The following is a 13588-nucleotide window of genomic DNA, read 5'->3' on the forward strand; positions in this document are numbered from 1 at the left end:
CAACGCCCTGACAGGAAGGCTCATGAATAAGGCGGGCTAGGATTTGAAATGCGCCGTGGGATGCTGGCATGTTACCCGCGTGAAGCGGAGCAACCGCGCTAAGCAAGGCCGCCACGTTGGTTCGCCAGACTTGCGTGAGCACGGTCGTCTCGCAAACGGTGCGGTGCCACATGATGAGCGGGTTAAGACTAAGCGCCTGGTCGAGGCGCTGGAATTCGTCAGCAGCGATGAGAAGGTGAGCTGAATCTCTAAGTGCCGAGATCATTCGCAAGCGCTCGGGCTTCGAATCTCGAGCTTTGTCAACGAGGACGATCGGGAAGCTCGCTGAGATCTAGCCGCACATGTCCGCGCGTTCGAGTAGACTAGCGGCGGCTCCGCCCTGCGCGTCCTATGCTTCTTCGCCGGGCTACAGTGTCCCAAGAGCCGCCAACAGTTCAGAGCGAGCCTTTAGTGTGAGTCGCTGTTGCCCGCGACAGGTATTTTACAATGCGCCGGCAGCACATTTTCGAGAACATCAACACGGTGGCGCCCAGATACTAGTTCGGGGCATTCCACCCCGGCTAATCCACCCAACCCGCTGTGAGCCAATCCCCCGGTCCTCAGCACGCCAGAGGCAAATGGTGGGTGTTTTTGAGGCGGACTTGGGTTGTCCCGACAAAGAACGTGCACCCGGCAGGATTCGAACCTGCGACCTGCGGTTTAGGAAACCGTCGCTCTATCCTGCTGAGCTACGGGTGCGCGGGGATTTCACAGCCATGGCCGGCGGCGAGATTCAAGCGGAAACTTCCACCCGTCTGCGGCGGCTGATGGCACCGGTCAGGCCAAAGCCGGCGAGCAGCATGGCCCAGCTGGCCGGTTCGGGCACGCCGGATACGGTTGACGGCAGATCGAGCACGCTGGTGGCCCGATCGAACGACACGCCGCTGATGATCATGCTGCCCGTGCCACTGGGGCTGGAGCCACTGCTGTCCCCCACCAGCAGGAAGGTCGTGCCACCGGCTGCCAGCGCCGTGCCGGAATAGCGCTGGCCGTCGATCCGGTAGATCACATCGCTGTTGCGCACGAGGATTTCATAGGTGCGGAACAGGGTGGTATCGAGCGGGATGAAGGTGGAGCTGCCATTGAAAAAGATGGTGGCCCCTGGCGTGCCGTTGAAATTGTAGCAGTTGGTCGTGCCGGGATTGCAGGGCGTCGCGTTGAAATAGATCGCGCCGCCGGCAGTGCCATCGTAAAAATAGGCCTGCCAGTCATCAGCGCCGGAGGAGAAGGCTGCTGTGAGACTGAGCAGATTGCCCTGGCTGTTCGGCGCAATCGACCATGACCGCGTGTTGGACGATGGTGACCAGCCGAACCACACCCCGCGGATCGGGGCGGTTGTCAGGGTCGCCACTCCGCTGTTGACCGTCATTGAGGTGCCGGAGAACACCACATCAGACCAATCTGGGGTGTTCTGATAGGGGAGGCTGGACGCGACAACGGCTGCACAAGCCGGCGATGTGAGCAGCGCAGCCGCAACTGCAGCGGAAAGCAAGCGCATCGATGGTCCCCCGATATCGACAGACACGGCAGGGCTAACCGGCTGTGGCAGCCCGCGTATTGTATAAATCGGACAGTCAGGCGTCAGATCGGGCGCGCGGGCGGAACGGCAGGGGCAGCAGCGGAACCCCTTCCTCGCGCAGGGCCTTTACCTCGTCGGCGGTGGCTTCGCCGTGGACGCTGCGGGTTTCGCCATTCTGGTGGATGGCCCGCGCCTCTTCGGCAAAGCGGTCGCCGACATAGTCGCTCTGCGCCTCGAACTGGCGCTGCAGCTGCAACAGCCGGGCCATGGGATCATCATTGGCCAGACTGTGGCTGCCAGCCTTCTGGTTGGATTTGGCCGGCACGGCGGGCGCCATCACCGCCTTTCCCACCGATCTTGATGCGCACAACGGGCATTCGAGCAGGCCGCGCGCCTGCTGATCATCGAAATCGGCGCTGGAGCCGAACCAGGCTTCGAACCGGTGGGCCCGGTCGCAGAACAGATCATAGACGATCATGGCGCCACCAGCCGGAACGGGCGGGCGTGATCGAGCGCCGGCACCTTGCTGCGGGCGGCTGGAACCTGATCGAGATCCAGGGTGGCAAGGCCGATGCCTGGCGCCTCGCCCATGTCGAGCAGCAGCTCGCCCCAGGGGGCCACCACCAGGCTGTGGCCATAGGTGGCGCGGCCGTCCTGATGCTCACCGGTCTGCGCGGCGGCGACGACGAAGCTGCCGGTTTCGATGGCGCGGGCGCGCAGCAGCACGTGCCAATGGGCCTCGCCGGTGGGCCGGGTGAAGGCCGCCGGCACTGACAGGATCGACGCACCGGCGGTGGCCAGCGCCCGGTGCAGCGCCGGGAAGCGCAGATCATAACAGATGGTCAGGCCCAGACCGCCCCAGGGCGTGGCGGCGACAACAGCGTCCTCTCCCGCCTCGTAAGCCGCTGACTCTCGCCAGCTTTCGCTGCCGAGCGCCACATCGAACAGGTGGATCTTGGCATAGCGCGCAGCGATGCCGCCATCGGGTGCGATCAGGAAGCCGCGGTTGACGAACTTGTCCCCTGTGCCCTTGAGCGCGAGGCTGCCGAGATGCACCCACACGCCGGCCTTTGCTGCCGCGTCGCGCACGGCGGCGAGGACGGGATCATCGGCCTCGTGGCGGATGGCGGCGGCGGCGCGGGCCCGGTCGCGATCGAGCAGGCCGCTCATTTCGGGCGTGAAGATCAATTGTGCGCCCAGTGCGGCGGCTTCGGCGATGCTGGCCGACAGCGTTCTGGCCTCGACCGCCGGGTCGATGCCGGTTGTGGTCTGGATGAGGCCGATGGGCAGGCTCATGCGGCGAGCAGCGGGTCCAGCTTGCCGGCGCGATCGAGGGCGTGGATATCGTCACAGCCGCCGACATGGGTGCCGTTGATGAAGATCTGCGGCACCGTCTGGCGGCCGCCGGAGCGTTCCAGCATTTCCGTGCGGCGCGGGCCACCGGTGGAAATGTCAATCTCTTCAAAGGCAACGCCCTTGCCCGAGAGCAGCGCCTTGGCGCGCGTGCAATAGGGGCAGAGGAATTTGGTGTAGATTTCGACCTTGGCCATATGCCCACCACCCTTCATGAAAATGCAAAATTACCCTGCCCCTCGCGCAAGGTGCGGGTATAGGTCAAGACCTCGACATGTCGCGCCCCGGCTTTTGCCAGTTTCGCGGCACAGGCTGACACGGTTGCGCCGGTGGTCATCACATCATCGATCAGGATGACGGCCCGGCCGGTTATGGCGTGCGGGCGGGCGACGCGGAAGGCGCCGCTGACATTGCGGAGCCTGGCCTGGCGGGTGAGTCCCTTGGTGCTGGGGGTCGGCTTGATGCGGTCGAGCGCGTCCACCACCAGCGGCCGGCCGGACTGGCGCGAAATTTGACGAGCGATTTCAGCGGCCTGGTTGAAGCTGCGCTGCCACAGCCGCCATCGGTGCGACGGCACCGGCACGATCACCGCATCATCGGGCAGCGGGCCATTGCTGCGCAGCATGGCGCGCGCCATCAGCCGGGCCAGGTGCAGGCGGCGGCCATGTTTCAGGGCCAGCACCACGCTGCGCGCCGGGCCGCCATAGGCCAGCGGCGCCCGGGCGCGGGCATAGGCCGGCGGATCGGCCAGGCAGGCACCGCACTGGGCCGCCGCATCGCCTTCGTGGGGCAGCGGCACGCCGCAGCAGGCGCATTGGGGCGGGCCGATAAAGGCCAATTGATTGAAGCAGTTGGCGCAGAAGCGATCATCGCCGTCAACGATTTCGCCACAGCCGGGGCAGCGCGGTGGCAGCACCAGATCGACCAGACCGGCAAGCGGCGCAAGGAGCAGGGTGGCCATGCCCAAGCTTGCGCCCATGGGCGGCTGCCGTAAAGGGTGCGCATGGCCAATCCCCAGCCTCTTGCTGCATTGCCCTTTGATGCCGCGCTGCGCCGCCGCCGCCACGCCCGCGCCGCGCCGGGCTTTGCCGCGGTGGATTTCCTGCACCAGTTGATGGTGGAGGAGCTGCGCGAACGTGTGGCATTGGTGGCAAGAAACTTCACATCCGTGCTCGATCTGGGCGGCCCGGTGCCCACTTGGCCGGGTGCGGTGGCCGCCAGTCTGTCGCCGGTGACGGGAACCGCCGTGGTGGCCGACGAGGCCGCCCTGCCCTTTGCCGATGCCAGTTTTGACCTGGTGGTGTCGGCCGGCGCGCTGACGACGGTCAATGATCTGCCCGGCGCGCTGGCTGGCATCCGCCGGGTGCTGCAGCCCGATGGCCTGTTCGTCGCCAGCTTTGTGGGCGGCATGAGCCTGGTGGAATTGCGCGCCTGTTTGCTGGAGGCAGAGGCCGCGATCAGCGGCGGGGCGGGCAGCCACACCGCGCCGATGGTGGAGGCGAGTGCTGCCGCCGGCCTGCTGGGCCGCGCCGGCTTTGCCATGCCGGTGGCCGATGTGGAGCGCCTGCAGCTGCGTTATGCCAGCCTGTTCGGCTTGCTCGACGATCTGACCGCGATGGGCGCGCGGTCGGTGCTGGCGGAGCGGCGGCCGCTGCGCCGCGATGTGCTGATGGAGGCGGCTCGCCGCTTCGCCGCGATGGCCGATGGTGGCAAGACGGCGGTGACGGTGGAGATCATCCATGTTGCCGGCTGGGCGCCGGGGCCGGGCCAGCCTACGCCCAAGGCACCCGGCAGCGCGACGACCAGCCTGGCGGCGGCCTTGACGCGCCGCGTCTGAGGCCTAGGCTTCCCGCATGCACGAGGCTGCCACCTATCTGGTCGTCATCGACGACAGCCCGGAAAGCCGGGTGGCGCTGCGCTTTGCCGTGCTGCGCGCCGCGCATGTGGGCGCCGATGTGCGGCTGGTGAGCGTGGTGCGCCCCACCGAATTCATGCATTTCGGCAGCCTGCAGAGCGTGATGGCCGCCGAGGCGCGGGACGAGGCGCTGGCGCTGCTGGAGCAATTGGCCGGCGAGGCGGAGGCCGAGGCCGGCGCGCGCCCGGCCATAACCGTGCTGGAGGGCGAGCCGGCCAGCGTGATCCTGGCGCATGTGAAGGACAATCCCGGCATCCGCGCGCTGGTGCTGGGTACGGCCAGCCGGGGCACGCCGGGGCCGCTGGTGAGTTTCTTCACCGGGGAGCGGGCCGGCAGCCTGCCGTGCGTGCTGATGCTGGTGCCCGGCGGGCTGGAGCCGGAGCGGCTGGCGACGATTGCCTGAGCCGGCAAAGACGACAATTCCCGTCTGAATTGACTTGAAGCCATGGCGGCGCTGGGCCATATCGGCGGCGCAACCAGCAGGATACCAGCCGATGTTCATCGAAACCGAACAGACCCCCAATCCGCTCACCCTGATGTTCCGGCCCGGCCAGAAGGTGACCGGCGGCGACGGGGTTGATCTGCCGACCGCCGAGGTCGCGGAAGCCTCGCCGCTGGGCAAGGCGCTTTATGCGCTGGGCGATGTGACGCGGGTGTTCTTCGGCTATGATTTCGTGTCGGTCACCCGCGATCCGGCCGGTGCCGACTGGCCCGAACTGAAGCCGCAGATCCTGGGGGTGCTGGTGGATCATTTCACCAGCGGCGCACCGCTGTTCACCGATACGGTGAAGGAAGTCGCCACCGATGATGATCCCGCCGATGCCGAGATCGTGCTGCAGATCCGCGAGCTGATCGAAACCCGCGTGCGCCCGCAGGTGGCGGAGGATGGTGGCGACATCGTGTATCGCGGTTTCCGCCAGGGCACGGTGTTTCTGGAAATGCAGGGCGCCTGTTCCGGCTGCCCGTCGAGCACGATGACCCTGAAGATGGGCATTGAATCGCTGCTGAAATATTATGTGCCCGAAGTCACCGACGTGCGGGCGGTCTGATCATGGCCGGCCCTGCTCTTGATGCCGCCGCGCTGGCGATATTGTTCACCGAAGCCCGCACCCATTACACGTGGGATGACACGCCGGTTTCGGAAGCAGATCTGCGCCAGCTTTATGATCTGGTGAAGCTGGGGCCGACATCGGCCAATGGCTCGCCGGCGCGTTTCATCTTCTGCCATTCGGCCGACGCGCGCGAGAAGCTCGCCGGGCTGGTGAGCGCCAACAACGCCGCCAAGGTGCGCGCCGCGCCGGTGACGGTGATCGTGGGCTTTGATCCCAAATTCTACGACCGGCTGCCCGAGCTGTTTCCGCATGTCGATGCGCGGCCGTGGTTCAGCTGGAGTGCGGAGTTTGCCCGTGAAACCGCCTTCCGCAATTCGTCGCTGCAGGGCGGCTGGCTGATCATGGCGGCCCGCGCCCTGGGGTGGGACACCGGGCCGATGTCGGGCTTTGACAAGGCCGGGGTGGACGCCGCCTTCTGGGGCGATACGGGGACCGAGACCAACTTCATCTGCTCCATCGGCAAGGGCACCGCCGAGGGCCTGTTCCCGCGCCTGCCGCGCCTGTCGTTCGAGGACGCTGCCCGCATCCTGTGAGAACGCTGGCCATCTCCACATCATCGCCTGCCCTGTCCATCGCGCTGGTGGACGGGGCGGCGGTGCTGGCGCGCCACCATGCGTTGATCGGGCGCGGCCATGCCGAGGCGCTGGTGCCGGCGGTGCAGGCGCTGCTGGCAGGCCGTGTGCCGGGCCGCATCCTGGTGGATGTGGGCCCCGGCAGCTACACCGGCATCCGCATCGGCATTGCCGGTGCCCGCGCGCTGGGCCTGGCCTGGGGCGTGCCGGTGCACGGGATTTCGGCGCTGTCGTTGGTGGCGGCGCAGGGCTTTGCCGCCGATGCCGGGCTGAGCCAGTTGTGGGCGCTGATCGATGCCGGGCGCGGCCAGGTGGCTGGCGCGCGGCTGGGCCGTGATCTGGTGGCGGGCGGCCATGGCCTGCTGGCCGGTCCGGCCGACGATGGGGTGGCGCTGGCCGGGGCCGGGGCGCTGTTGTGGGGCCGGCCGGCTGTGCATGGCGATCATCCCGATGCCGGCTTCGCCGGCGTGCTGCCCGATGCGGCGCTGCTCAGCCCCCAGGCGCTTTACGCCGGCGATTGAGCGGCATAATCCTGGCGCGTGCAGCCCATTCCGGCCTTTTCCATCGTTCCGGCCGACTTGCGCCATCTGGATGCGATGATGGCGGTGATGCATGCCGCCTTTGATCCGCTGTATGGCGAGGCCTGGTCGGCCCCGCAGCTGGCCGGCACGCTGACCATGCCGGGCTGCTGGGCGCGGCTGGCCATGGCCGGGGCGGTGGCGACGGGGTTCAGCCTGTGCCGGTCGTTGGGTCCGGAGGTGGAATTGCTGCTGATCGCGGTGGACCCGGCGCAGCGCCGGCAAGGCATTGCGGCGCGGTTGTTGGCCCGCGCCCAAGATGACGCGTCGGCCCGCGGCGCCAGCGAGTTGTTTCTTGAAGTGCGGGAAGACAATGCGGCGGCGCTGCGCCTCTATGCCAATGCCGGCTTTGGCGCGGTTGGTCGCCGGCGGGATTATTATACTGGCAAGGATGGGAGCAAACGCAGCGCAATAACCATGAAAACCGCGCTCCACAAATAAACTGGTGCAATTTTTTATTGAAAAACATTTGTTACAAGTTCAGACCAGCAGCGCACGGTGAAGGGAGCCGTGTGAGTGTTCAAGGGTCAAGGAATTCAACATGACAGAAAATACGGGTAACCATGCCGAACTGCTGGCATTGACCGCCGATATCGTTGCTTCGCATTTTGCCAACAACACGGTTGCGCCCGGTGATGTCGCTGGCGTGATTGAAAATGTCTATGCCACGCTGTCGCGTCTGGGCACCCCGGCCGCGCCGCCGGCGCCGAAGCAGGAACCGGCCGTTTCCATCCGTTCGTCGATCAAGCCCGATTACATCGTGTGCCTGGAAGACGGGAAGAAGCTGAAGATGCTGAAGCGTCACCTGATGACGCATTATGGCATGACGCCGGATGATTATCGCGCCAAGTGGGGCCTGCCGGCCGATTATCCGATGGTCGCTCCCAACTATGCCGAACAGCGTCGCACGCTGGCCAAGTCGATTGGCCTGGGCACCAAGAAGACCTCCAAGCCGCGCGGCCGCCCGCGCAAGAACCCGGCCTGATCGGCCTGGTTCGGGCCTGCCGGCACGGGAACACCCGGCCGGTGGTTTGATGATCGTGATGCCGCCCCCGGTTTGGTCGCCTGGGGGCGGCATTCGCATTTTTGGCCATTCGCCCCAGCCGTTGCCGGCGGCGCTTGCCCCGCTGGTGCATCCGCCGTATTTGATGGGGCGGGCAGATGGCGATTTCGGCTTTGGGCGCATTGGCGCCGGAAGCCTGTGGGGCAAGAGAGGCAAGGATGGGTGTTGCCATCGATATCGAGGCGCTGTGCCTGAAAAAGGGCCTGCGCATCACCGAACAGCGGCGGGTGATTGCCCAGGTGCTGGGCGAGGTGACCGATCATCCCGATGTGGAATCCCTGCACCGCCGCGTGGCGGAGGTGGACCCGCGCATTTCGATTGCCACCGTCTATCGCACCGTGAAGCTGTTTGAAGAGGCCGGCATCCTGGAGCGGCACGAATTTCAGGGCGGGCGTTCCCGCTATGAAACGGTGAGCGAGGAACATCACGACCATCTGATCGATATCGACACCGGCGACGTGATCGAATTCCACGATCCCGAGATCGAGGAGCTGCAGCGCCGCATTGCCGAGCGTCTGGGCTATCGCCTGGTGGATCACCGCATGGAGCTTTATGCCCAGGCCATCAAGAAGCCGGCCTGACATCGGGTGGTGAGCCCCCGCCCGATTCCGACCCGCGCCCCGGTGCCGCAGCGGCGGCTGGGCCCGCTGCGTTCGGTGGTGGGCGCGGTGGCAACCGTGGCGGCGACCGTGCCGCTGGAGGTGTTGCTGCGCGCCATCACGCTGCGCAACCGGCCCTATATTCCGTGGATCTTTCACCGTGGCCTGTCGCAATCGCTGGGCATGGTGATCCACACCCATGGCGGGCCATCGCCAGACGGCCCGGTGCTGTATGTCGCCAACCATCTGAGCTGGGTGGATATTCCGGTGCTGGGCGCCCATATCCGGGCCAGTTTTGTCGCCAAATCGGAAGTGCGCGGCTGGGGCCCGGTGGGTTGGTTGGCCAGTTTTGCCCACACCGTCTATGTGGCGCGTGAGCGGCGGCAGACGGCGGCGGCGCAGAAGGACGAGCTGGCCGAGCGGCTGCGCGCCGGTGGCAGCATCATATTGTTTCCTGAAGGCACCAACAGCGACGGCCAGAGCGTGTGGCCGTTCAAATCATCACTGTTTGCCGTGGTGGCCGATGTGCCGGGCATCCGGGTGCAGCCGGTGACCCTGGCCTATACAAAGGTGAACGGCCTGCCGGTGACGCGGCGGCAGCTGCCCGATCTGGCCTGGGTGGGCGATACCGAGCTCGCCCCGCACGCGCTGGCCTTCATGAAGCTGGGCAAGGTGCGCGCCGACATCTGGTTCCATGATCCGGTGGATCCGGCCGATTTTCCCGACCGCAAGGCGCTGGCCCGGCATTGCCACACGGTGATCAGCCAGCGTTATCGCCGCCTGATGCGCGGTGAAGCCTGATGACCGGTGCGGCCAAACCCGCTATGGCCGGCGCCGTGAGCACGAACGACCCGACCCAGACTCCAAAGCGTTTCCATGTGAAGAGCTTTGGCTGCCAGATGAATGTTTATGACAGTGAGCGCATGGGCGACTTGCTGAGCGCTGAAGGCATGACCGCGGCCGACAGCCCGGACGATGCCGATGTGGTGGTGCTGAACACCTGCCACATCCGCGAAAAGGCGGCCGAGAAGCTCTATTCCGACATTGGCCGCCTGCGCCAGCCGCGCGCCGATGGCAGCCGGCCGACGATTGTTGCCGCCGGTTGCGTGGCGCAGGCCGAAGGCGCCGAAATCGCGGTGCGGGCGCCAGCCGTGGACGTGATTGTTGGCCCGCTCGCCTATCACCGGTTGCCGCAGTTGCTGGAACAGGCGCGCCAGCAGCGGGCGATCGATATCGACATGCCGCCGGTGCCCAAATTTGATGCGCTGCCGGCCCGCAAGGTGACACAGGCCAGCGCCTTTCTGACCGTGCAGGAAGGCTGTGACAAATTCTGCACCTTCTGCGTGGTGCCCTATACCCGTGGGCCGGAAACCAGCCGGCCGGCGGCCGATCTGCTGCGCGAGGCGGAAGGCCTGGTGGCGCGCGGCGTGAAGGAAATCACCCTGTTGGGCCAGAATGTGAACGCCTATCATGGCGGCCTCAATCTTGCCGGGTTGATCCGCGAACTGGCGGCCATCGATGGCCTGGCCCGCATCCGGTACACCACCAGCCATCCGCGCGACATGGACGATGATCTGATCCGCGCCCATGCCGAGGTGGACAAGCTGATGCCCTATCTGCATCTGCCGGTGCAGGCCGGTTCCAGCCGCATCCTGAAGGCGATGAACCGGGCGCACACCCGCGAATCCTATCTGGCCAGCCTGGCCCAGCTGCGCGCCGCGCGGCCGGACATTGCATTGTCGGGCGATTTCATCGTCGGCTTCCCGGGCGAGACCGAGGCCGATTTCGAGGAGACGCTGACCATCGTGCGCGAGGTGCGCTATGCTGCGGCCTTCAGCTTCAAATACAGCGTCCGCCCCGGCACGCCGGCCGCCACCATGGCCGATCAGGTGCCCGAAGATGTGAAGGATGAGCGGCTGCAGCGGTTGCAGGCGGTGATTGCCGAGGAAAGCCTGGCCTTCAACCGCTCCACCATCGGCCGGCGCTGCACCGTGCTGCTGGAACGGCCGGGCCGCAAGCCGGGGCAGCTGATCGGCAAGACGCCCTGGCTGCAATCGGCCATCGTCTCCCTGCCCGGCGCCAAGATTGGCGATCTGGTGGAGGTGGACATTGTCGGCGCGATGCCCAACAGTGTGGAAACGGTTCCGGTTTCAACCAGGGAAGGCACTGCGGCCTGATGTCGAAGAAGCACCAGCGGGGAACGGTTACGGCAACAGACCGGGTGAAGCTGGAGATTTTGTTCGACAAGGTTCAGTTGCTGGGGCCGTTGTTCGGCCAATATGACCAGAATCTGATCGAGCTGGAGCGGCAACTGGGCGTGTATATCAGCGCCCGCGGCAACCGCGTGGTGGTGGAAGGCGAGGCCGAAGCCGCCGCCCGCGCCCGCGATGTGCTGACCAGCCTGTATCAGCGCCTGCTGGGCGGCGGCGATATAGAGCCGGGCGATGTGCTGGGCGCGGTTGCCATCATGTCCGAACCGATGCTGGATGGGCTGGTGCACGCCGAATCCGGCCCGGCCCCCACCGCCGCCATCCGCACCCGCCGCAAGACCATCGTGGCGCGCAGCCCGACGCAGGTGCGCTATATCGAGGCGCTGGGCCGGTCTGATGTGATCTTTGCGCTCGGCCCGGCCGGCACCGGCAAGACCTATCTGGCCGTCGCCCAGGCGGTGAGCCAGCTGATTTCCGGCAGTGTGGACCGGCTGATCCTGTCCCGCCCGGCCGTGGAGGCCGGCGAGCGGCTGGGCTTCCTGCCCGGCGACATGAAGGAGAAGGTCGATCCCTATCTGCGGCCGCTCTATGACGCGCTGTATGACATGCTGCCCGCCGAGCAGGTGGAGCGGCGGCTGGCATCGGGCGAGATCGAGATTGCGCCGCTGGCCTTCATGCGCGGCCGCACATTGGCCAATGCCTTCATCATCCTCGACGAGGCGCAGAACACCACGCCGCTGCAGATGAAGATGTTTCTGACCCGCTTTGGCGAGCGCAGCCGCATGGTGATCTGCGGCGATCCCAACCAGGTCGATCTGCCGACGCCCGGCGCCTCGGGCCTTGCCGATGCCGTGCGCCGGCTGGAGGGGGTGGAGGGCATTTCCTGTCTGCGCTTCTCGGCCAAAGAGGTGGTGCGCCACCCGATTGTTGGCCGCATTGTCGAGGCCTATGAAGGCCCGGCGAAAGACGCCTGATGCTGCAGGTTGAAGCCGATGTGGTGGCCGGCGACTGGCCGGCGCTGGACTGGCCGGGCCTGGCGCAGGCCGCCGTGGCCGCCGCGCTGGCGCAGACGCCCAATGGCGATCTGGCCGAAGCGCCAATGGCCGTGGAAGTGGCGGTGCGGCTGACCGATGATGCGGAGGTGCACGCCCTCAACCGCCAGTATCGCCAGAAGGACAAACCGACCAACATATTGAGCTTTCCGATGCTGGCCCCCGACATGCTGGTGATGCTGGCCAACAGCGATGATGGCGAGGTGCTGCTGGGCGATCTGGTGCTGGGGTGCGAGACTGTGCTGCGTGAGGCGGCGGAGAAGGCCTGGCCGGTTGCGGCCTATTGCCAGCATCTGATTGTCCACGGCACCCTGCACCTGCTAGGCTATGACCATGAGGATGGCGAGGCCGAGGCCGAGCATATGGAGGCGCTGGAACGCGCCGCCTGTGCTGGCCTGGGCATGGCCGATCCCTATGAAGGATGAGTGACACAAATGCCCGAGGGCGACAGTAGCGGCGAAGGCCGATTGCGAACCAGCCGCTGGTGGCGGCAATTGAAATCGCTGGTGGGCCGCGATCATGAGCCCACCCTGCGCGAAAGCCTGGAAGAGGCCATCGACGAGGCCGAGGACGCCGGGCCATCGGGCAGCCTGGTCGATGATCTGGGCCCCGACGAGCGCGACATGCTGCGCAACATGCTGCACATGGGCGAACGCCGCGCCGGCGACATCGCGGTGCCGCGCAGCGACATGGTGATGTTCGATATCGATGAAGGCTTTGCTGCCCTTGTCGCCCGCTTTGCCGAAGCCCGGCACAGCCGCATGCCGCTGTGGCGCGGCAGCCGCGACGACATCATCGGCATGGTGCATGTGAAGGATGTCTATGCCCGCATCGCCGATACGTTCAATGATGCCGTCTCCTCCGCCCCGCTGCACGATCTGCCCATCGAACCGCTGATGCGTCCGGTGCTGTTCGTGCCGGCCTCCATGCGGCTGATGGGCCTGCTCACCAAGATGCGCGCCGACCGCACCCACATGGCGATCATCATCGATGAACATGGCGGCGTCGACGGCCTCGTCACCATCGAGGATCTGATGGAAGAGATTGTGGGCGATATCGCCGACGAGCATGACGAGGAGGAAACTGCCCTCATCACCGCCACCGGCCCCCACAGTTGGGACGCCGACGCCCGCTTGCCCATCGACGATCTGGAAACCACGCTGGGCGAGCGCCTCGCCGACGCCGAAACCCTGGAGGAGGTCGACACGCTGGGCGGCCTTGTCTTCATGCTCGCCGGCCGCGTGCCGGCGCCGGGCGAAACCGTGGTCCACCCGGCAGGCTGGACCTTCACCGTGACCGAAGGCGACCCGCGTATGGTGAAGCGCCTGGCGATCGGGCGCGGGCCGGGGTTGGAAGCGTAAAGGGGCCTCAGGCGGGCAGGGGCGAGGCCCCTGCACCCGTTTGTTTTCTGCCGGTGCTTTACCGCCGATTTGGGGTGGTTAGCCGCCCTTTCCCCACATCGTCGCCCCGTGCTTGACACGGGGCTTGGCTTGTCGTTCGCGGCGTCTTCAACAAGGCTCAGCGAATGCTTTTGCCCCTGATCCAAGCTGATGATCCCAATTGGGATGATTTGTGG

Annotated in this window: 18 protein-coding genes, 1 tRNA gene and 1 pseudogene; 13 read left to right on the top strand and 7 right to left on the bottom strand. The window is 66.2% G+C overall.

Translation table 11 applies throughout. The features are described from left to right. The 7 genes and pseudogenes from CHU93_RS17705 to CHU93_RS05365 form a co-directional block, all read right to left on the bottom strand. A pseudogene (locus CHU93_RS17705) lies at positions 1–265 on the bottom strand (hypothetical protein); the annotation flags it as partial. A gap of 399 nt (positions 266–664) precedes the next feature. After that, a tRNA-Arg gene (locus tag CHU93_RS05340) sits at positions 665–738 on the bottom strand. 34 nt (positions 739–772) lie between these two features. After that, entirely contained in the window at positions 773–1537 is a 765-nt protein-coding gene (locus tag CHU93_RS17900; protein WP_094473106.1) for a PEPxxWA-CTERM sorting domain-containing protein, read from the bottom strand. Positions 1538–1613: 76 nt separating this feature from the next. Next, entirely contained in the window at positions 1614–2036 is a 423-nt protein-coding gene (locus tag CHU93_RS05350; RefSeq protein WP_094473107.1) for a DUF1178 family protein, read from the bottom strand. Next, positions 2033–2848 (bottom strand): carbon-nitrogen hydrolase family protein, encoded by an 816-nt coding sequence (locus tag CHU93_RS05355; protein WP_094473131.1) that lies wholly within the window; start codon positions 2846–2848, stop codon positions 2033–2035. The genes CHU93_RS05350 and CHU93_RS05355 overlap by 4 nt, the downstream gene beginning before the upstream one ends. A gap of 2 nt (positions 2849–2850) precedes the next feature. Further along, on the bottom strand, positions 2851–3108 hold the full coding sequence (gene grxC, locus CHU93_RS05360) for a glutaredoxin 3 (protein ID WP_094473108.1): 258 nt from the start codon (positions 3106–3108) through the stop codon (positions 2851–2853). A gap of 14 nt (positions 3109–3122) precedes the next feature. After that, positions 3123–3872 (bottom strand): ComF family protein, encoded by a 750-nt coding sequence (locus CHU93_RS05365; protein ID WP_094473132.1) that lies wholly within the window; start codon positions 3870–3872, stop codon positions 3123–3125. Between the two features lie 42 nt (positions 3873–3914). Here CHU93_RS05365 and CHU93_RS05370 point away from each other — a divergent pair, with 42 nt between their 5' ends. The 13 genes from CHU93_RS05370 to CHU93_RS05430 all read left to right on the top strand — a co-directional run bounded on the left by CHU93_RS05370 (position 3915) and on the right by CHU93_RS05430 (position 13373). Beyond that, entirely contained in the window at positions 3915–4748 is an 834-nt protein-coding gene (locus CHU93_RS05370; RefSeq protein WP_094473109.1) for a class I SAM-dependent methyltransferase, read from the top strand. A gap of 16 nt (positions 4749–4764) precedes the next feature. After that, a complete protein-coding gene (locus CHU93_RS05375; RefSeq protein ID WP_094473110.1) occupies positions 4765–5229 on the top strand; it encodes a universal stress protein in 465 nt (154 codons plus the stop codon). A gap of 91 nt (positions 5230–5320) precedes the next feature. Then, complete coding sequence (locus CHU93_RS05380) at positions 5321–5875, top strand: NifU family protein (RefSeq protein WP_094473111.1); 555 nt, start codon at positions 5321–5323, stop codon at positions 5873–5875. Between the two features lie 2 nt (positions 5876–5877). Then, entirely contained in the window at positions 5878–6471 is a 594-nt protein-coding gene (locus CHU93_RS05385; protein WP_094473112.1) for a malonic semialdehyde reductase, read from the top strand. Further along, the gene (gene tsaB / locus CHU93_RS05390; protein WP_165768612.1) at positions 6468–7031 is read left to right on the top strand and encodes a tRNA (adenosine(37)-N6)-threonylcarbamoyltransferase complex dimerization subunit type 1 TsaB; all 564 of its coding nucleotides are present in this window, start codon (positions 6468–6470) and stop codon (positions 7029–7031) included. The genes CHU93_RS05385 and tsaB overlap by 4 nt, the downstream gene beginning before the upstream one ends. Before the next feature lie 18 nt (positions 7032–7049). Next, positions 7050–7529 carry a GNAT family N-acetyltransferase gene (locus CHU93_RS05395; RefSeq protein WP_243375266.1) on the top strand — a complete coding sequence of 160 codons (480 nt, stop codon included), beginning with the start codon at positions 7050–7052 and terminating at the stop codon, positions 7527–7529. Between the two features lie 100 nt (positions 7530–7629). After that, the gene (locus tag CHU93_RS05400; protein ID WP_086115408.1) at positions 7630–8073 is read left to right on the top strand and encodes a Ros/MucR family transcriptional regulator; all 444 of its coding nucleotides are present in this window, start codon (positions 7630–7632) and stop codon (positions 8071–8073) included. Positions 8074–8309: 236 nt separating this feature from the next. Continuing rightward, positions 8310–8732 (top strand): Fur family transcriptional regulator, encoded by a 423-nt coding sequence (locus CHU93_RS05405; protein WP_086115409.1) that lies wholly within the window; start codon positions 8310–8312, stop codon positions 8730–8732. Between the two features lie 9 nt (positions 8733–8741). Then, positions 8742–9551 carry a lysophospholipid acyltransferase family protein gene (locus CHU93_RS05410; RefSeq protein ID WP_133064326.1) on the top strand — a complete coding sequence of 270 codons (810 nt, stop codon included), beginning with the start codon at positions 8742–8744 and terminating at the stop codon, positions 9549–9551. Between the two features lie 35 nt (positions 9552–9586). Continuing rightward, a complete protein-coding gene (miaB, locus tag CHU93_RS05415; RefSeq protein ID WP_279353837.1) occupies positions 9587–10927 on the top strand; it encodes a tRNA (N6-isopentenyl adenosine(37)-C2)-methylthiotransferase MiaB in 1341 nt (446 codons plus the stop codon). Then, complete coding sequence (locus CHU93_RS05420) at positions 10927–11934, top strand: PhoH family protein (RefSeq protein ID WP_094473116.1); 1008 nt, start codon at positions 10927–10929, stop codon at positions 11932–11934. The genes miaB and CHU93_RS05420 overlap by 1 nt, the downstream gene beginning before the upstream one ends. Next, positions 11934–12437, top strand: a complete 504-nt coding sequence (gene ybeY / locus CHU93_RS05425) for an rRNA maturation RNase YbeY (RefSeq protein ID WP_094473117.1) — start codon at positions 11934–11936, stop codon at positions 12435–12437. Before CHU93_RS05420 ends, ybeY begins: the two co-directional genes overlap by 1 nt. 9 nt (positions 12438–12446) lie before the next feature. Beyond that, positions 12447–13373 carry a hemolysin family protein gene (locus tag CHU93_RS05430; RefSeq protein WP_094473118.1) on the top strand — a complete coding sequence of 309 codons (927 nt, stop codon included), beginning with the start codon at positions 12447–12449 and terminating at the stop codon, positions 13371–13373. The last annotated feature ends 215 nt before the right edge of the window (positions 13374–13588 follow it).

It is taken from the genome of Sandarakinorhabdus cyanobacteriorum, assembly GCF_002251755.1.
Lineage (GTDB): Bacteria > Pseudomonadota > Alphaproteobacteria > Sphingomonadales > Sphingomonadaceae > Sandarakinorhabdus > Sandarakinorhabdus cyanobacteriorum.